Below are 16626 nucleotides of genomic sequence, written 5' to 3'. Positions count from 1 at the left end.
TATGGGCGACGTGAACGTGCTTCAGCAGCGCATCGAACCGGAGGGCGAGACGACTACCCCGCGCATCCTGCTTGTCGTGGGCGGCGGCATTGCCGCCTACAAGTCGTGCGAACTCGTCCGCCTTGCCAGGAAGGGCGGGGCCGAGGTCACCTGCGTGCTGACCGAGGGCGGCGCGCAGTTCGTCACGCCGATGGCGCTCGCCGCGCTGTCGGGCGCGCAGGTCCACACCAGCCTCTGGGATCTGAAGAACGAGGCCGAGATCGGCCATATCCAGCTCTCGCGCGAAGCCGACCTGGTGGTCGTCTGCCCCGCCACCGCTGACCTGATGGCGAAGATGGCGGCCGGCATTGCAGACGATCTCGCCACCACGCTGATCCTCGCCACCAACCGCCCCGTGATGGCGGTCCCGGCGATGAACGTGAAGATGTGGCAGCACGAGGCGACAGTCCGCAACGTCGCCACCCTGCGGGAGCGTGGCGTAAACGTCGTCGAGCCCGACATGGGCGACATGGCCTGCGGCGAATTCGGCCCCGGCCGCCTGCCCGAGCCCGAAGCGGTTTGGGTCGAGATCGCCGAGGCGCTCGGCCTCGACGCCGGAGCCGCCAGCGCCGACATCGCCGCCTATCTCGCGCGCCGCTACAACGTCAGCGACTACGGCGAGGATGAGGAAGGCTACGAGGAGGATGCCGCGCCCGCAGGCGGCGGCGGGCATGGTTCGGGATTGGGCGGCCTGCTCGGCTCGCTCATCCAGCGCGCCACGCCGCACTGGGGGCACGAGGATCCGGCCGCGGACGACGAATACGCCGACATGGAGCTGCCCGAGGGCATCGTCGAGGGGCCGGAACTGCCCGAGCCCGACTATTCCAACTTCGGCGGCCTGATGGCCAAGAAGGGCAGCGCCAGCGCCGCCCCGCCGACCGACCGCGAGGCGATCAACCACCACGTCAACGCCCGCCAGGCCGCGCCGCAGCCCTTCGAGGGCGAGGAGGCGGCGGCGCCCGTCAATCCGATGGCCTTTGCCGCCAGCGACCCGGTGGATTCGCGCGCCGAACTCTCGCTCGATCCCCCGCTCGATGCTTTCGATCCCCTCGCCGGGCAACCGGGGTTCGAAGAAGACATCGAACATCGCCCGCTCTACGGGCGTCACGTGCTCGTCACCGCCGGCCCCACGCACGAGCCGATCGACCCGGTCCGCTATCTCGCCAACCGTTCGAGCGGCAAGCAGGGCTTCGCCATCGCTGCCGCCGCCGCCGCCGCGGGCGCGCGGGTCACGTTGGTGTCCGGCCCGGTGCATCTCGCCACCCCGCTGGGCGTGGACCGCATCGATGTCGGCAGCGCGCAGGAAATGGCCGATGCCGTGCGCGAGGCGCTGCCCGCCGATGTCGCCATCATGGTCGCCGCCGTCGCCGACTGGCGTCCGCGCGACTACAAGGGCGAAAAGATCAAGAAGCGCGGCAGCGCTCCGCCCGCGCTGATCCTGACCGAGAACCCCGACATCCTCGCCAGCGTCGCCGCGAGCGCGCAGCGGCCCGAACTGCTGATCGGCTTCGCCGCGGAAACCGGCAACGTGGTCGAGCACGCGCGCAAGAAGCGCAAGAGCAAGGGCGTCGACTGGATCGTCGCCAACGACGTGTCCGGCGATGTCATGGGCGGGGAGGACAACCAGGTCCACCTCGTGCGCGAAGGCATGGTCGAACAGTGGGACCAGATGACCAAGCAGGACGTGGCGATGAAGCTTGTGCTGCAGGTCGCCGACAGGCTCAAGGTCGATGCCTGAACCTGTCGCGGTGCAAGTGAAGCGCCTGCCGCACGGCCACGGGCTCGACCTCCCCGTCTACGCAACCCACGGCGCGGCAGGCATGGACGTGGTGAGCGCCGAGGCCGTCACCATCCGCCCCGGTGCGCGCCACGCGGTCGCGACCGGTTTCGCTATGGCGATCCCCGACGGTTACGAGGTGCAGGTGCGTCCGCGATCGGGCCTGGCGCTGAAACACGGCATCACCGTACCCAACACCCCCGGCACCATCGATTCGGACTATCGCGGCGAGCTGAAGGTCATCCTCATCAACCATGGCGAGGAGCCCTTCGCCATCGAGCGCGGCGACCGCGTGGCGCAACTGGTGCTGGCCCCGGTGACGCGCGCGGCGTGGCAGGAGGTGGACGAGCTCGCCGATACCGAGCGCGGCGCGGGCGGGTTCGGCTCGACCGGGGGGCACGGCGCTCTCTAGCTCCGTCGGTTTTGTCGCACCGAGCGGTCGAAACACCAGGCCGCGCTTCCCCAAAGCAGGGCGAAGAAAGCGAGAAGTCCCCACTCGACCTCGTGCCCGGGCATGGCCTGCGTGGCGACGAATCCCATTACGATCTGGCCTGCGGCGATGGCGCCGCAAATCCAGCGCATGGCGACGGGTCGAAAGCGGGTTAGCAAGCTCAACACGATGCCGCCCAGCACCATCCAGAAAAAGAACTGGTTGACCCACTCGTCGTCGCCGATGATGCCCACGGCGGCATTCGACCACATGGTGAAGAACGCGGTGAAGCCTGCGATCAGGTAGCCTGCACGCTGCATGCCGCCTCGCGCCAGCCGCACGGCCAATTCCACCACCAGGCCGAGGAAACCGAGCAGCACCGCGGCGAACACGAAGTCGCTCGCCGTCCACAGGACGCCGGGTGCGTCCACCTGCATGGCGATGGCGGGCAGCAGCAGCAGCGCGGCGAGGCTGCCCCAGCCGGCCACGCGCCAGCCGTTGAGCAGTTTCGGGTGGGTCGTTGTCATATCGGGTCTCCGTATCTCTGATGACCCCGTCCTGCCTCCGCTCGCCCCTGAGCGGCATGAGCAATTCGTGAGCAATGCCTGAAAACCTTGCCCGCCGCGCCGAGGTCGATAGGACCGCAGCCATGGGGGACGCGCCAGCCATCTACCGTTTCGGCGGCTACGAGCTCGACATCGCCGACCGCCGCCTCAGCCGCGCGGGAGAGACGATCGAGCTCGGCAGCAGGTACTTCGACGCGCTGGCTCTGCTGGTGCACGAGCACGGCGCGCTCGTCTCCAAGGACCGCTTCATGGACGAGGTCTGGGCGGGCATCCCCGTGACCGACGAGGCGCTGACCCAGTGCATCCGCACCCTGCGCCGCACGCTGGGCGACGATGCGGCCAACCCGCGCTTCATCCGCACCGTGCCCAAGCATGGCTACCGCTTCGTGGGCGAGCTGGAGGACGGTGCGGAAGCGCCTGTATCCCATGCGGAGGCCGCGCCGCCTTTCTCCCTGCCGTCGCGCGTGGCCGGGGCCTGCACGGTGTCGGGGCTGGCGGCGGGCGCAGTGGCGGGGCTGGCCTACGGCGCGGTCGCCGGGACCGGCGGGGCGGGCGGGGTGCTGGTGCTCGCCGCGCTGGTCGGGGCGCTCGGCCTGCTGGCGGGCGCGGGCGTGGGCGCGGGGATCGCGGCTGCGCTCGCCTGGCGCGGCCGGGCGGACGGCTTCGTGGTGCCCGGCGCGGCGCTCGGCGGACTGGCGATCGGCGCGATGGGCTCGATGCTGGCGCGCGAGGGCGTGGGCCTGATGGGCGCGCGCGGACTGGGGCAGGTGACGGGCGCGTTCGAGGGGCTGGTGCTGGGGCTGGCCGCGGGCTGCGCGGCCTGGCTGGGGCTGACCGCGCGTCCACGCCGCACGGTGTTGGCGGGCGCTCTGGTGGCGGGCACCCTCGCCGGCGTGGTCATCCACGCCGCGCGCGGGGTGCTTCTGGCGACCTCCTTGTGGAGCTTGCAACTGGGCCTGCCCGGCGTGCAGTTGGCGATGGAGCGGCTCGGCGCACTGACCGGAGCCGACACCTTCAGCGCCGCCGCCATGGGAATGACCGCCGTCGCCGAGGGCGCGGCCTTCGTGCTGGCCATGGCGCTGGCGAACCTGTGGGCGCGGCGCGGCTAGATACGAAAAAGGCGGGCCTCCCGCATCGGAAAGCCCGCCCTTCTTGTCCGTATGATGCGATCAGCGGCGGCTGCGCTGGGCCGGCATATCCTCCGGCGCGACCGAGATGCGAACGGTCTCGCCCGAGTTGCCGGGGAAGTCGGTAAACAGCGCCTCGACAAGGTTGGGCACGAGGTACTGTAACCGGTTCGAGGTCGATGCCGCCTCGGCCTGGCCTTCGAACAGGCGCTGGCCGCTCGCCGCGTCGTCGATTTTCAGCTCCACGCCGCTGGTGTAGACGGTGTAGCTGCGGATGTCGGGCCCGCCGAAGAACGAATCGTTCCAGCCGTAGCCCCAGCCGCGGCTGGGCAGGTAGGCTACGCGGGTGCGGCCCACGCGGTCGCGGTAGAGGACCGGGCGGCTGTAGCCGTACCACGAGTCGTAGAACGGGTCGCGGTAGCCGAAGCCGGTCGAACGCACGCGCTCGCGCCCGTTGTCGACTCCGTAATCGAAGCGCACCAGCATGGTCGCGGCTTCGGGAGATGCGGCCTGGACATAGCCCAGTTGCTGCATCTCGCCCGCCACGTACCGGGCGTACTGCGAGAACTCGAGCCCGCCGGCGAGCGCCGGATCGTCGGCGACGACGTAGAAGCTCTGGCCCTGCGGCGCGGGAAGCTGGCTCTGGAAGCGCGAAACGTCGGCGTTGAAGCCAGCCGTGGCGCAGGCGGAAAGACCAAGGGCGAGCGCCGGAATGGCCGCCAATTTAGCGCCTTTCTTGATCATGGAGGTGATGGTCATGACGAACTCTCTCTTGCGTAAAAGTGCGAATGGACGCGCGCGGCCCCTCATTTTTGGCGCGCAGGAAACTCTACGATGAGCCGGGTGATATCAAGGATGGAGTGAACTGCGATTGAACCGGGGCCTTGCGGATTGTTAGGCAAAATCAGGAGCCTGCCAAAAATTTACAGGATTTTCAGTGATCACGCGTCAAGTTGGCAGCGAGCCTTTTGCGATTGCACTGTTGGGGGATCGGCCATGCCGATGGCGAATCGACCGGGAAAACGCATCGGACGCAGCCGCTACTGGCTGCTGTTCCTGATCTATTCGGTGGCCTGCGTGATCCTGATGGTAGGGGCCGGGGCTGCGCTTCTGTCGGGGGACTGGGTGAAGGGCGGCATCGCAGTGGTGCTGGTCCTGCCGCTCGGCGTGTGGTTCCGCGTCATCATGATGCGCCGTTGCCGCGACATCGGTTGGGCACCCTCGCTGCCGTGGCTGCTGATGGGCGCGAGCGTGGTGGCGGGCGTGGCGACTTTCGCTACCTCCGGCGCGGCACAGGCGAATACGCTGGGAGCCTCGGGGCTCGCCACGCTGGTCTATCTCGGCGACTTCGTCTTCACGCTGGTAATCGGCGCGATCCGGTCGCGCGGCGGTGCGGGCGAGGACTATGCGGCCGTTTTTTCCGACGACGATGTGGACTTCGACCCCCACGGGGCGGGCGCGGACGCGGCCATCGCGCGCGCGCTGGAAGACTTTCGTCGCACCGCCAGACCGGCCCGGCCACGGCCCGCAAGCGCCCTCCCGCGCAGCGGCGGGTTCGGGCGCAAGGTCGTCTAGCCGCGCACCAGCCCGAGCGCGGAATAGGCCGCATCGAGCGTCGGGCGCGAGAACTCGCGCGCCTGCGCGGCTCCGCGCGCGAGAATGGCGTCCAGCGCCTCGCGGTCGTCCTTCAGCTCGACGAAGCGATCGCGGATCGGGCCGAGGACGGAGACCAGCAGATCGGCGAGCGCCGGCTTGAACGCGCCGAAGCCTTGCCCACCGTACTGGCGCAGCACCTCGTTCACCGATTGCCCGGCGAGCGCGGCGTAGATGCCCACGAGGTTACGCGCCTCGGGCCGCTCGGCCAGCCCTGCCCCCTCGCTCGGCAGCACCTCGGGATCGGTCTTCGCCTTCTTCACCTTTTCCGCCATCGTCTCCGCGTCGTCCGTCAGGTTGACGCGGCTCATGTCGGACGGCTCGGACTTCGACATCTTGCGAGCCCCGTCGCGCAGGCTCATGATCCGCGCGGCTTCCTCCGGGATATACGGATCGGGCAGGGTAAAGACCGGCGCATCGTCGGATGCGAAATCGTTGTTGAACTTCTGCGCGATGTCGCGCGCCAGTTCGAGGTGCTGCTTCTGGTCCTCTCCCACGGGCACGTGGGTCGCCTGGTAGAGCAGCACGTCGGCGGCCTGCAGCACCGGGTAGCCGAACAGGGCGACCGACTGCCCTTCCCGGTTCTTGCCGGCCTTGTCCTTCCACTGCGTCATGCGGTTAAGCCAGCCCATGCGCGCCGTGCCCATCAACAGCCACTGCAGTTCGGCATGGGCGGGCACCTGTGCCTGGTTGAAGAGGACGCTCTTGGCCGGATCGAGCCCGCAGGCGACCAGCGTCGCGACCATCTCCAGCGTGCTGGCGTGCAGCTGCGCTGGGTCGTGCGGCATGGAAATGGCGTGCAGGTCGGCGAGGAAGATGAGGCACTTGCCGTCCTGCGCCTCGGCCTCGTCCTGCAGCTTTACGTAGTTGCGGATGGCGCCGAGGTAGTTGCCGAGGTGCGGCTTGCCCGTCGGCTGGATGCCGGAGACGACGATCATGTGAGGGTACTCGCTATTCGGAAAGGTTGGGCGGCCCTTCGGCCTTGGGAACGGCGCGCCGCCGCGTTAGCTGGCGCACGAGGTCCTTGTCGAGCGCGCCGATCAGCAGCGCCAGGGCGAAGAAGACCACCGCGCCCGACAGGCACAGCGCGCCCAGCGACCACACCCGCTCGAAGGCGTTGCCGCGCCAGTAGGGCTCCAGCAGCGGCACGAGCCATACGAGCAGTGCCGCCATGGCCCCCGTCGCCACGATCTGGCGCGCGATGCGGCTCGCCAGCTTGCCGGTAAAGGCAAACCAGCCGCGCAGTTGCAGGATGGTGTAGAGCGTCAGGACGTTGAGTGTCGCGGTGAAAGCCGTCGCGCCCGCCAGCCCGACGATGCCGTAGCGCGGCACGACATAGAAATTGAGCGCGATGTTCACCGCCAGCGCAAAGGCCGCGACCCACACCGGCGTGCGCGTATCCTCGCGGCTGAAGAAGGCGGGCTGGAACACCTTTATGAGCACGTAGGCGGGCAGGCCGCAGACCAGCGCCACGACGATGTTGCCCATGATGGCGGTATCCTCGGGCGTCATCCGGCCACCCTGGAAGATGCCCGTGGTAAAGGCCTCGGCGCAGATCGAGAGGGCGACCGCGCTCGGCAGGCAGAGCAGTGTGGCGATCTCCACCGCGTTCGCCTGCAGGCGCTGGGCCTCGCCCTTGTCGCCGCTTTGGATGTGGCGCGCCAGCATCGGCAGGATCGCGGTGCCCAAGGCGATGCCGAAGATGCCGAGCGGCATCTGGTTCAGCCGGTCGGCATACTTGAGCAGGCTCAGCGAGCCCTGCGGCAGGGAGGTGGCGAAGAATGTGTCGACCAGCTGGCTGATCTGGTAGATTCCCGCGCCGAAGGTGGCGGGCAGCATCAGCATGAGCAGCCGCTTGACCTCGGGCGTGAACCGCGGTCGCTTGACCGCGAGGCGCACCCCTGCCCGGCGCATGGCCCACCACATATAGGCAAGCTGCGCGACGCCCGCGACCACCAGCGAGATGGCCAGCGCCCAGCCCACCACCAGGTCGTCGTCCGATTGCCCGCGCAGATACCAGCCGGTCACGATGCCGCCGATCATCACGATGTTGAGCAGCACTGGCACGAAGGCCCCCGGCGCGAAGCGGCTGCGCGCATTGAGCACGCCCGAGAGCATGGCGACCAGACTGACGAGGCCGAGGTAGGGAAAGGTCACGCGGCTGAGCCAGACCGAAAGCTCGAACTTGCCCGGCACGTCCTGATACTCGCGCGCCAGCAGCCAGACGATGCCCGGCATGGCGAGGATGCATAGCGCGGTGAAGCCCAGCAGCACCCAGACGAAGACCGAGAGCACGTCGCCCGCGAACTCGTCCGCTCCCGCCTCGCCGCCGCGCTCGGGGTCGGCCAGGCGACGGGTGTACATCGGCACGAAGGCGACGCTGAACGCGCCCTCGGCGAAGAGGCGGCGAAAGGTATTGGGCAGGGTGAAGGCGAGCTGCCAGGCGTCGGCCACCAGCCCCGCGCCCAGCACGCGGGCGAGCAGCATGTCGCGGGCGAAGCCGAAGATGCGGCTCACCAGCGTCAGCGCGCCGATGGTGCCGACGTTCTTGACGAGACTCATGCCGCCCCCAAGGCCCTTTCGCGCCCCAAGCGATCCCTAGTTGGCGCCGCCGGTGCCGTCGCCGCGGCCGCCCATTTGCGGCGGCTGCTCGCCGCCCACCTGGTCGCCGCCGGCCTGTTCCTGCGCGCGCCGGGCGGCGAGCTGCTGGACGTAGAGGCCGTTGAAATCGATCGGGTCGAGCATCAGCGGAGCGAAGCCCGCATCGCGCACGGCATCGGCGATGATGCGGCGGGCGAAGGGGAACAGGATGCGCGGCGCCTCGGCGAACAGGAACATCTGCTTCTGGTCCTCGGCCATGTTGCGCATTCCCACGAGGCCGCAATAGGCGAGGTCGACGATGTAGGCGGTGCCCTGCGCGGTCTTGCTGGTGGCGGTCACCTTCAGCTCGATCTCGGTCAGCTCCTCGTTGACCTTGGCCGCGCCGATGTTGAACTGCACGTCCATCTCGGGCTGGTCGCGCCACTGGAAGCTGTCGGGCGCGCGCGGGTTCTCGACCGAGAGGTCCTTCACGTACTGGGTGACGATGCCGGCGACCGGCTGGGTGTCCGCGCCGTTCATCGGCTGCGGGCCACCGGCGGGCGCCATGTTGTCGAGATCGGTGAGGACGTCGTTGCCTTGTTCGTCGGCCATTGTGCGTTGGTCTTTCGTATCTGTCCGGAAGATGGGATTGCGGGCGCGCCTATCACCCTTGCGCACGCGGGGCAACGTCGCGGCAGGTCGGTACCGGGGCGGGGCAGGGGCGGCTTCAGCGGACCTTAAGCCGCGGTTGTTAGTTTGCCATGAGACCCTATCTGGTTCATGACAGCCCGACCGCCCGCGACGGGACCAATTCGCGGGGCTCGCAGACTTGGGAAAGATCGCTAAGTGGTTATCTGGGAAATCGTCATCCTCGCCATGATTGCCGCGTTTCTCGGCATGCGGCTCTATTCGGTGCTGGGCCAGAAGGCCGAGCACGAGGAGGAGATGATCGCCAGCCGTCTCGAGCAGGCCGAACAGGCGCGCAAGGCGGCAGAGGTGGCGGTGCAGCCCGCCGCCGACGCGCCGCGCACCGATCGCGTGCTCGACCATTTCCCCGTCGCGATCGAGCGTGGCCTCCGCGAAATTTCCGCCGCCGATCGCCGGTTCGAACTGCTGTCGTTCATGGAAGGCGCGAAAGGTGCCTACGAATTCGTGCTCGAGGCGTTCTGGCGCGGCGACCGCGAGGAGCTGCGCGAGCTGTGCGACGACGACGTCTACGCCAGCTTCGCCGCCGCCATCGACGACCGCGAGGCTGCCGGGCAGACGCTCGACAATCGCCTGATCCGCATCGAGGACAGCACGATCCATTCGGCCATGCTCGACGGCAACATGGCGCGCATCGCGGTACGTTTCGTGGCCGATATCGCCAGCGTGACGCGCGACAGGAACGGCCAGGTCATCGCCGGCTCGCTCGACGACGCGATCGAGAGCCGCGACGTTTGGACCTTCAAGCGCGACGTGCGCAGCGCCGATCCCAACTGGCTGCTCGACGAGACCGACGCGGGCTGATAGCGCCCGCGGGGTGATGTCGCTCCGTTCCACCTTTGCCGCCGTCGCCCTGCTGGCGCTCGCCGCCTGCGGACGTGTCATACCCGAGGGTCGCCTGCCCGATGTGGCGCAGCCGCCTCCGCCGCCGCCTTCCGGCACGGCGCCACCGCCCGCGCCCGCTCCCGTCGCCGCAAGCGCTTTCGAGCTTGGCGCGGTGCGGGTGCCGACCGCCGCGCTCGCCCGTATCGACGCCGCCGATGCCGCTGCCGCGCTCGACGCCTTTGCCCGCAGCTGCCGTGTCGTCACGAGCCGCGCCGACCTCTCCGGCCTGACCCAGACGGCCGACTGGGCGACCTCCTGCGCCGCCGCGCCCAGCTGGCCGCGCGAGAGGGCCGCGCAATTCTTTGCCGCCTACTTCACTCCGGTTCGCGTGGGCACCGGCGAGGCTTTCGCCACCGGCTACTTCGAGCCCGAGATCACCGGCTACCGCACCCGCCGCGCCGCCACCGACGTGCCGGTCTACGGCGTTCCCTACGATCTGGAACGATGCTGGCGCGACGACATCGCCATGAGCGAGCGCACCGGCCGCGCCCCGCTCAGCCGCCGCCTGCCCGACGGACGCTGCGTGGAATTCGACGACCGCACGGCGATCGAGAACGGCAGCCTCGAAGGCCGCGCGCCGGTGATAGGCTATGCCGCCGACGCCATCGAATTCTTCTTCCTCCAGATCCAGGGTTCGGGCCGGCTGGTCTCGCCGCAGGGCGAGGTCGTGCGGATCGGCTATGCCCAGCAGAACGGCCACGGCTACACCGGCATTGGCGCCCTGATGCGCCAACGCGGGCTGATCGGCGAGGGCACCCCTTACGCGACCTCCATGCAGGGCATCGTCGCCTACCTGCGCGATTACCCGGCCGAGGGCCGCGCCATCATGCGCGAGAACGCCAGCTGGATCTTCTTTCAGGAACTGACCGGCCCCAACGCCGCCATCGGCCCGCTCGGCAGCATCGGCGTGCCGGTGGTGGGCGAAAGCAGCGTGGCGGTCGATCCCAAGTACGTGCCCTACGGCGCGCCGGTCCTGCTCGACCTCGACCGCGACGTGGCGGACGGGCTGTGGATCGCGCAGGACACCGGCGGGGCCATCCGCGGGCCCAATCGGTTCGACACCTACTGGGGCGCAGGCAGCCGCGCGCGCGAGGTGGCGGGCGGCATGAGCGGGCGCGGGCAGGCCTATGTCCTGCTGCCGAACGAGGCCGCCGCCCGCTACCCGCGATGAGCCATCCGCGCGGCCTCTCTGCCGAAGAGGCCGCCGCGTGGGAGCGGCTGGCCAAGACGGTGACGCCGCTCGCTCCGGTCCGGCCCGCGCCCGCCGCGCCGGGGCCTGCAAAGGCTGGCAAGGCACCGCCGGTCTTCGTCAAGGCCAAGCCCGCCGTGACCCGCGCTGCCCCGGCCCCGAGAGCCGCACCGCCGCCGCCGCCACCGCCGCAACCCGCTCCGGGTCTCGACAGCCACTGGGAGCGTCGCCTCGCGCGCACCTCGACCGATCCGGACTTCACCCTCGACCTGCACGGCCACACGCTCGACCAGGCCTACCGCCGGCTCGACGACGGGCTGGTGCAGGCCAAGGCGATGGGCGCGCGGCTGGTGCTGGTGGTGACGGGCAAGAGCCGTCCGGTCGATGCCGCCGACCGGGGCTCGAAGCGCGGTGCGATCCGCGCCAAGATCCTCGATTGGCTGGCCGCCGGCAGCCACGCCGCCGACATCGCCGCGGTCAGGCAGGCGCACCGCCGCCACGGGGGCGACGGCGCGCTGTATCTGGTCCTGAAGCGGCGGCGCTAGCTCAGCCGAAAAGCATGACGTTCATCAGCCGGTCCGGCACCAGGATCGCCGCAATGCCGGGGATCATCAGCGCCAGCAGGTAGGTGCGCACCAGGTGCCGCTTGTGCCCGGCGATGTCGCCGCGCCGCGCGGTGGCGATGGTCTGCCAGGCGGCATGAAAGGTCAGCGGAACGAAGAGGTGGATCCAGCTGAAGCTGCCCGAGGTCTTGATGAAGATCGCGCTGGTCGCGGTGACCAGCATCAGCACCAGCCAGACCTTGCCCAGCAGCCTGTGCCGCGCATCGCCCTTGCGCGCCACAAGCAGATAACCGCCGAGCGGCACCGCGGGCAGGACGGCGGCGACGTGCACGATCACCGGCAGCTTCGTATAGGGGCCGAGGTCGCCCGCCATGCCCATTGCCGCACGGCCGAGCGCCAGCAAGCAGACGAAGGTCATGCTGATGGCGGCGAGCGCGACGAGGCTGCGGGTCAGCGGGCCGATGTCGAAGCCGGGGCGGGCCGGGGCGGAGGCGAAGGGGAGGGCGAAGCTGGTCATGGCAAAAGGTCTCCGTGGCGGGTTGCCAGGCCGTTGTGCCGCGCTGCCGCCGGCGGGCAACGCGGGTTTCGCCGATGGTCGCGTGGATACGTGAACGGCGCGCCAATCCGCGACCCTTCCACTTTACGAAGCGCGAACGGGCGCTAGGTTCGGACCCCTGATGCGACTTTCGGCACCCACCCCCACCGCCATCCGGCAGGTGATCGTCGACGTGGCGGTGCTCGCGGGCATCGGGCTGGTGCTGGCGCTGCTCGCGCCGCTCGGCACGGGGGCGATGTCGTTCGCGGCGCGCGCCGCCTACTGGGTCGTCCTCGCGGTGGCGGGCTATGCCTTCTACAAACCGGTGGGAGTGATCGTGCTGCGCCTGGGCGGCGTGCTCGATTTGCCGCGCTGGTCGCTGTGGACCGCCGCGGTGCTCATCGCCTCGATGCCGATGGCCGTGCTGGTCTGGCTGATCAACGGCAGCCCCGTGCCCACCGCAGAAGGCGCACTGACCCACTATTTCTTCGTTGCCGTCGTGGGCGCGGTGGTGACGCTGGCGATGAACCTGCTGCCCGCCACGCGCGAAAGCTTCGCGGCATCGCCGCCGGAGCCGCAGCCGCTCGCTCCCGCCGCGCATCCATTGCCCCGCTTCCTCGACCGCCTTCCGCCGCACCTCGGCACCGACATCGTGGCGCTGGAGATGGAGGACCACTACGTGCGCACGCACACCATGCTCGGCAGCGAGCTGGTCTTGCTCAGGATGCGCGATGCCGTGGCCGAGATGGACGGCGTGGAGGGTGAGCAAGTCCACCGCAGCTGGTGGGTGGCGCGGGGCGCGGTGGCGGACGTGCGCCGCGATGGGCGCAACGTCCGGCTAGTGCTCGACAACGGGCTGGAGGCCCCCGTCAGCCGCGCGCAGGTGGCGCCGCTGAAGGAGGCCGGCTGGCTCTGACCGCTCAGCGCCCGGCGTTGAGTTCCGCCACCAGCGCCGGGGCCGGGTAGATCGTCTCCAGCGCTTCCTGCACGGCTTCGGTGCTCACCGCCACGGTGCGGTTCAGCGTGCCGTCGTAGCCGTAGTTGCCGCCCAGCGAGTGGATGTTGCCATCGAAAGCCGCGCCGATCACGGATCCGTTGCGGTCGATCACCGGCGAACCCGAATTGCCGCCGATAATGTCGTTCGTGGTGACGAAGTCGTAGGTGACGGCGGGGTCGATGCGGTCCTGCATCTCGGCAAAGGCGGGGGCGACGTCGAACGGGGCGTTGCCGGTGGCGCGCTCGAAGGTGCCGCCCATCACGGTGCGATAGGGCACCATGTTGCCGCGCTCCTCCCAGCCCTGCACCCGCCCGTAGGAGATTCGCAGGGTAAAGGTCGCGTCGGGATAGAGGCTGTCACCGAAGGCGGAGAAACGCGCATCGGCAAGCTTTGCCCCGGCCGTGGCGAGCGGGGCCGCGTAGGAGGCATCGACCAGCTGCTGCAACTCGCGGTCGCGGGCGTTGAGCCGCAGGGCGTACTGGATCATCGGATCGTCGGATGCCTCGATGGCGTCCATGCCGCCTTCCCACAGCTGGCGGCGATACTCGACATCGGCGAGGCGGGTGCCCGAGACCAGCCGCTCGGCCAGCTGCTCGGGGCTTTCGCGGCCCAGCAGCAGGCGGGTGTCGGCATCGTCGACGCCGAGATACTCGCGCGCCTTGGAAAGGCTCCAGGCGAGCGTCAGCTCCTCCAGCCAGGGATAGACCGGCACTTCGCCCAGCAGGCGCTGTTCGGCGAGCGGGAGCGCGCTGTCGGTGAAGCCGGGCAGGCGCTCACCGTTGGGCTTGGCGCGTTCCTGCGCGGCATAGACCAGCGCCTCGGCGTAGCTGTAGAGACTGCTCGAGGGCGTGATGAAGCGGTAGGGCATGTAGAGGTCGCGGTAGGCATCGACCGCCGCGTCCACGGTGGCCCACGGATCGCCGACCTCTGCATTGCCGGCGCTGCGGGCGCGCAGGTCCGCCTCGGCCTGGGCGAGCGGGCCGGTGAAGCCGGGATCGTTGAGCGCGGTGGTGCGGCCGATATAGACCTTCAGGCTGTTTTCGAGGCCGTTCAGCGTATCGAGACCCTCGCGCGCGTGCTCGGGGCTTTCCTCCATCGCGCGGATCAGGCGGCCGCGCAGTTCGGACGTGGTGGCGACGGTGACCGGCAGGCGCACCTCGCGCTCGAAAGCGCGCTGGCTCTCGGTCCACAGTCGGCTGGTCGAGCCGGGATTGCCGACGACGAAGGTGATCTCACCGTCCTGCGGCGCGCGCGGATCCCAGCGCAGGTGGTTCGGCGTGGAGACGGGCTGGCCGTTCTCGTAAGCGCGCAGGAAGCTCGCATCCATCGAATAGCGCGGGAAATTGAAGTTATCGGGATCGCCGCCGAAGGTCGCGGCGCGGTCTTCAGGTGCCCAGGCGACGCGAACGTCGGAATACTTGCGGTAGGTGTACAGCTTGTACTGCCCTCCGCCGAACAGGGTGACGACCTGGCAGCGGGTGGTGGCGGTGTCGGTGCAGCTCTCGCTTTCGATGGCGGCGATCTCGGCATTGCGCGCGCGCACCAGCGCCTCGCCTTCGAGGTTGGCGAAGGCACCCTGCACGCGGGCGGTCACGTCGGTGATGCCGGTGACGACCTCGGCCTGCTGGCCGGGGCAGCGCAGCTCGTCCTCGCGGCGCGCGGCGACGAAGCCGTGGTCGAGGTAGTCGCTCTCGGCGCTCGAGTTGTCGAACAGGCAGCTGGCGATGCAGTGGTGGTTCGTCAGGATCAGGCCGTCGGGCGAGACGAAGCTGGCCGAGCAGCCGCCCGTCAGGCGCACCGCGCCGGCCTGCACCCGGTCAAGCCAGGCCTGGTCGGGCGCCCAGCCATACTCCGACATCATCTGCTCGGTCGGGAAGCCGTCGAAGGTCCACATACCCTCCTCGGCGGCGGCCGGGGTGGCGGCGAAGCCGAACGCGGCGATGGACGATGAAGCAAGGATTGCGAGGCGAATACGCATGGTCGAGTCTCTCCGAAAACTGGTTTCGGCTGCATCTACCCCGGCCAAGCTGAACGCAAGGGGATTTCCCGTCAGCCCGGCACGTCGTCCGCGCTGAAGGGGAACTGGCGCTTCTCGTGCTGCACGCTGATCCAGTGGGTGGCGGTAAAGGCCTCCACCGCCCAGCGCCCGTTGAAGCGCCCGATGCCCGAATTCTTCGCCCCGCCGAAGGGGCTGAACGGGCTGTCGTTCACCGTCTGGTCGTTGATGTGCGTCATGCCCGCCTGCACTTGCCGGGCGAAGCGCAGGGCGCGGCCCTCGTCACGGCTGAAAACGCTGCTGGAGAGGCCCATCTCGGTTGCGTTGGCGAGCTTGAGGGCGTGCTCTTCGTCGCGGGCGCGCTGGATCGGAGCGACGGGGCCAAAGATCTCGTTGGCGACCAGCGCATCGTCCTCGGCGACGTCGGTGAAGACGTGCGGCGGGATGACGAGGCCGTCCGCCTCACCGCCCAAAGCCTTCGTCGCGCCGCTCTTGCCGATCAGCTCCATCACCTTGTCGAGCTGGTCGCGATTGATGACGGGGCCGACCATGCAGGCGGGATCCTCGCGCTGGCCGACGACGAGCTTCTTCGTGCGGGCGACGAACTTCTCGGCGAACTCGTCGTAGATCTTGTCCTCCACCACGATGCGGTTGGCGATCATGCAGATCTGCCCCTGGTGGATGAACTTGCCCCACACGCTCGCCTCGACGGCATAGTCAACGTCGGCATCGTCGAGCACGACGATGGGCGAGTTGCCGCCGAGTTCCAGCTCGAGCGACTTGAGCTTGTCGGACTTGAGCGCCGCCTGCCCGACCTTGCGACCCACGGGGGTCGAGCCCGTGAAGGACACGACCGAGCCGATCGGATGCTGCACCACGGCATCGCCAATGGCCTTGCCCGATCCCGGCAGCACGGCGACGAGGCCCGGCGGCAACTCTGCCTCCTCGGCTATGGCGGCGAAGATGGTGCCGCCGGTAACGATGGAATCGCTGGAGGGTTTGACCACCACGCCGTTGCCCAGCGCCAGCGCGGGAAACAGCGTACGCGCGGTCAGTTGCAGCGGGAAGTTCCAGGGGCTCACCAGTGCGACCACGCCGACGGGGCGGCGGTAGGTGCGGCTTTCCTTGCCGGGCAGGTCCTCGGGCAGGATCGCGCCCTCGGCCATGAAGGGCAGGCTTGCCGCCTCGGTCCGCACGACCTGCGTCACCAGCATCAGTTCGAGCGCCGCCTTCAATTTCGTGCCGCCGACCTCGCGCACGATCCAGCCTGCGATCTCGTCCTTGCGCGCCTCTATGATGTCGGCAATCGCGTGCATCTTGGCCGCGCGGGCCGAGGGCGGGAGCTTGGCCCATTCCTTCTGCGCCTCGGCGGCGGCCTCGAAGGCCTCGTCCACGTCCGCAGGGGTGGCGCCGGGCATCTCGAAGATCGTGCTTTCGTCCCACGGGCAAAGGTTGGTGAGCGTGTCGCCCGTGCCCTTGCGCCATTCGCCAGCGAGGAACGGGCGGTCGAGGTTGTCATAGGCGGCCATTGCGCGCCTCCTTTCGTCATGTGCAAACAAGAGGGGGCGGGCCACGCGCATCGCG

General features: G+C 69.2%; 16 protein-coding genes. 8 read left to right on the top strand and 8 right to left on the bottom strand.

Going from position 1 to position 16626, the window contains the following annotated elements; translation table 11 throughout:
• Window positions 1-10 precede the first annotated feature (10 nt).
• On the top strand, window positions 11-1777 hold the full coding sequence (locus tag AAW00_RS06885; protein WP_241461665.1) for a bifunctional phosphopantothenoylcysteine decarboxylase/phosphopantothenate synthase: 1767 nt from the start codon (window positions 11-13) through the stop codon (window positions 1775-1777).
• Complete coding sequence (gene dut, locus AAW00_RS06880) at window positions 1770-2228, top strand: dUTP diphosphatase (protein WP_047003669.1); 459 nt, start codon at window positions 1770-1772, stop codon at window positions 2226-2228. The genes AAW00_RS06885 and dut overlap by 8 nt, the downstream gene beginning before the upstream one ends.
• Here dut and AAW00_RS06875 read toward each other — a convergent pair.
• On the bottom strand, window positions 2225-2773 hold the full coding sequence (locus tag AAW00_RS06875; RefSeq protein ID WP_052761818.1) for a hypothetical protein: 549 nt from the start codon (window positions 2771-2773) through the stop codon (window positions 2225-2227). The two genes, dut and AAW00_RS06875, sit on opposite strands and share 4 nt — an antisense overlap.
• Window positions 2774-2895: 122 nt before the next feature.
• On the opposite strand from AAW00_RS06875, the gene AAW00_RS06870 reads away from it, so the two are divergent.
• A complete protein-coding gene (locus AAW00_RS06870; RefSeq protein ID WP_052761817.1) occupies window positions 2896-3921 on the top strand; it encodes a winged helix-turn-helix domain-containing protein in 1026 nt (341 codons plus the stop codon).
• A gap of 60 nt (window positions 3922-3981) precedes the next feature.
• Here AAW00_RS06870 and AAW00_RS06865 read toward each other — a convergent pair whose 3' ends face one another.
• Window positions 3982-4698 (bottom strand): DUF4136 domain-containing protein, encoded by a 717-nt coding sequence (locus AAW00_RS06865; protein ID WP_047003668.1) that lies wholly within the window; start codon window positions 4696-4698, stop codon window positions 3982-3984.
• A gap of 243 nt (window positions 4699-4941) precedes the next feature.
• Between AAW00_RS06865 and AAW00_RS06860 the strand changes: the two genes are divergently transcribed.
• Window positions 4942-5514: a DUF805 domain-containing protein gene (locus tag AAW00_RS06860; protein WP_156169989.1), complete on the top strand. Its 573-nt coding sequence runs from the start codon at window positions 4942-4944 to the stop codon at window positions 5512-5514.
• On the opposite strand, the gene trpS is transcribed toward AAW00_RS06860, so the two are convergent.
• Genes trpS through secB form a run of 3 tightly spaced genes read right to left on the bottom strand, consistent with a single transcriptional unit; the run spans window position 5511 to window position 8784 of the window.
• Complete coding sequence (trpS, locus tag AAW00_RS06855) at window positions 5511-6530, bottom strand: tryptophan--tRNA ligase (RefSeq protein WP_047003666.1); 1020 nt, start codon at window positions 6528-6530, stop codon at window positions 5511-5513. The genes AAW00_RS06860 and trpS overlap by 4 nt on opposite strands.
• A gap of 13 nt (window positions 6531-6543) precedes the next feature.
• A complete protein-coding gene (murJ, locus tag AAW00_RS06850) occupies window positions 6544-8154 on the bottom strand; it encodes a murein biosynthesis integral membrane protein MurJ (RefSeq protein WP_047003665.1) in 1611 nt (536 codons plus the stop codon).
• 36 nt (window positions 8155-8190) lie between these two features.
• Entirely contained in the window at window positions 8191-8784 is a 594-nt protein-coding gene (gene secB / locus AAW00_RS06845) for a protein-export chaperone SecB (RefSeq protein WP_047003664.1), read from the bottom strand.
• Window positions 8785-9048: 264 nt separating this feature from the next.
• On the opposite strand from secB, the gene AAW00_RS06840 reads away from it, so the two are divergent.
• From AAW00_RS06840 to AAW00_RS06830, 3 genes are read left to right on the top strand one after another with little or no spacing between them, the layout of a single operon-like run.
• Window positions 9049-9681, top strand: a complete 633-nt coding sequence (locus AAW00_RS06840) for a Tim44/TimA family putative adaptor protein (RefSeq protein ID WP_047004461.1) — start codon at window positions 9049-9051, stop codon at window positions 9679-9681.
• Between the two features lie 16 nt (window positions 9682-9697).
• A complete protein-coding gene (gene mltA, locus AAW00_RS06835; RefSeq protein WP_047003663.1) occupies window positions 9698-10933 on the top strand; it encodes a murein transglycosylase A in 1236 nt (411 codons plus the stop codon).
• Complete coding sequence (locus AAW00_RS06830) at window positions 10930-11496, top strand: Smr/MutS family protein (RefSeq protein ID WP_047003662.1); 567 nt, start codon at window positions 10930-10932, stop codon at window positions 11494-11496. The genes mltA and AAW00_RS06830 overlap by 4 nt, the downstream gene beginning before the upstream one ends.
• A gap of 1 nt (window position 11497) precedes the next feature.
• Here the strand turns inward: AAW00_RS06830 and AAW00_RS06825 are convergent, their stop codons facing one another.
• Window positions 11498-12031, bottom strand: coding sequence for a DUF2306 domain-containing protein (locus AAW00_RS06825; RefSeq protein WP_052761816.1), 534 nt, complete (start codon window positions 12029-12031; stop codon window positions 11498-11500).
• Between the two features lie 160 nt (window positions 12032-12191).
• Here AAW00_RS06825 and AAW00_RS06820 point away from each other — a divergent pair, with 160 nt between their 5' ends.
• Window positions 12192-12965 carry a LytTR family DNA-binding domain-containing protein gene (locus AAW00_RS06820; protein ID WP_047003661.1) on the top strand — a complete coding sequence of 258 codons (774 nt, stop codon included), beginning with the start codon at window positions 12192-12194 and terminating at the stop codon, window positions 12963-12965.
• A 4-nt stretch (window positions 12966-12969) separates the two neighbouring features.
• Here the strand turns inward: AAW00_RS06820 and AAW00_RS06815 are convergent, their stop codons facing one another.
• Both AAW00_RS06815 and AAW00_RS06810 read right to left on the bottom strand, forming a co-directional pair.
• The gene (locus AAW00_RS06815) at window positions 12970-15024 is read right to left on the bottom strand and encodes a S46 family peptidase (RefSeq protein WP_047003660.1); all 2055 of its coding nucleotides are present in this window, start codon (window positions 15022-15024) and stop codon (window positions 12970-12972) included.
• Between the two features lie 71 nt (window positions 15025-15095).
• Window positions 15096-16571 (bottom strand): aldehyde dehydrogenase family protein, encoded by a 1476-nt coding sequence (locus AAW00_RS06810; RefSeq protein WP_047003659.1) that lies wholly within the window; start codon window positions 16569-16571, stop codon window positions 15096-15098.
• Between the last annotated feature and the right edge of the window lie 55 nt (window positions 16572-16626).

The sequence above is a fragment of the Aurantiacibacter luteus genome (assembly GCF_001010945.1).
Lineage (GTDB): Bacteria > Pseudomonadota > Alphaproteobacteria > Sphingomonadales > Sphingomonadaceae > Alteraurantiacibacter > Alteraurantiacibacter luteus.
The sequence above is the reverse complement of the archived record's forward strand: the minus strand, read 5'-3'. Positions and strand labels throughout refer to the sequence as shown.

Coding starts and splice junctions, on each gene's coding strand:
- dut (WP_047003669.1), top strand. CDS start 1,770: ATGCCTGAACCTGTCGCGGTGCAAGTGAAGCGCCTGCCGCACGGCCAC.
- AAW00_RS06875 (WP_052761818.1), bottom strand. CDS start 2,773: ATGACAACGACCCACCCGAAACTGCTCAACGGCTGGCGCGTGGCCGGC.
- AAW00_RS06870 (WP_052761817.1), top strand. CDS start 2,896: ATGGGGGACGCGCCAGCCATCTACCGTTTCGGCGGCTACGAGCTCGAC.
- AAW00_RS06865 (WP_047003668.1), bottom strand. CDS start 4,698: ATGACCATCACCTCCATGATCAAGAAAGGCGCTAAATTGGCGGCCATT.
- AAW00_RS06860 (WP_156169989.1), top strand. CDS start 4,942: ATGGCGAATCGACCGGGAAAACGCATCGGACGCAGCCGCTACTGGCTG.
- trpS (WP_047003666.1), bottom strand. CDS start 6,530: ATGATCGTCGTCTCCGGCATCCAGCCGACGGGCAAGCCGCACCTCGGC.
- murJ (WP_047003665.1), bottom strand. CDS start 8,154: ATGAGTCTCGTCAAGAACGTCGGCACCATCGGCGCGCTGACGCTGGTG.
- secB (WP_047003664.1), bottom strand. CDS start 8,784: ATGGCCGACGAACAAGGCAACGACGTCCTCACCGATCTCGACAACATG.
- AAW00_RS06840 (WP_047004461.1), top strand. CDS start 9,049: ATGATTGCCGCGTTTCTCGGCATGCGGCTCTATTCGGTGCTGGGCCAG.
- mltA (WP_047003663.1), top strand. CDS start 9,698: ATGTCGCTCCGTTCCACCTTTGCCGCCGTCGCCCTGCTGGCGCTCGCC.
- AAW00_RS06830 (WP_047003662.1), top strand. CDS start 10,930: ATGAGCCATCCGCGCGGCCTCTCTGCCGAAGAGGCCGCCGCGTGGGAG.
- AAW00_RS06825 (WP_052761816.1), bottom strand. CDS start 12,031: ATGACCAGCTTCGCCCTCCCCTTCGCCTCCGCCCCGGCCCGCCCCGGC.
- AAW00_RS06820 (WP_047003661.1), top strand. CDS start 12,192: ATGCGACTTTCGGCACCCACCCCCACCGCCATCCGGCAGGTGATCGTC.
- AAW00_RS06815 (WP_047003660.1), bottom strand. CDS start 15,024: ATGCGTATTCGCCTCGCAATCCTTGCTTCATCGTCCATCGCCGCGTTC.
- AAW00_RS06810 (WP_047003659.1), bottom strand. CDS start 16,571: ATGGCCGCCTATGACAACCTCGACCGCCCGTTCCTCGCTGGCGAATGG.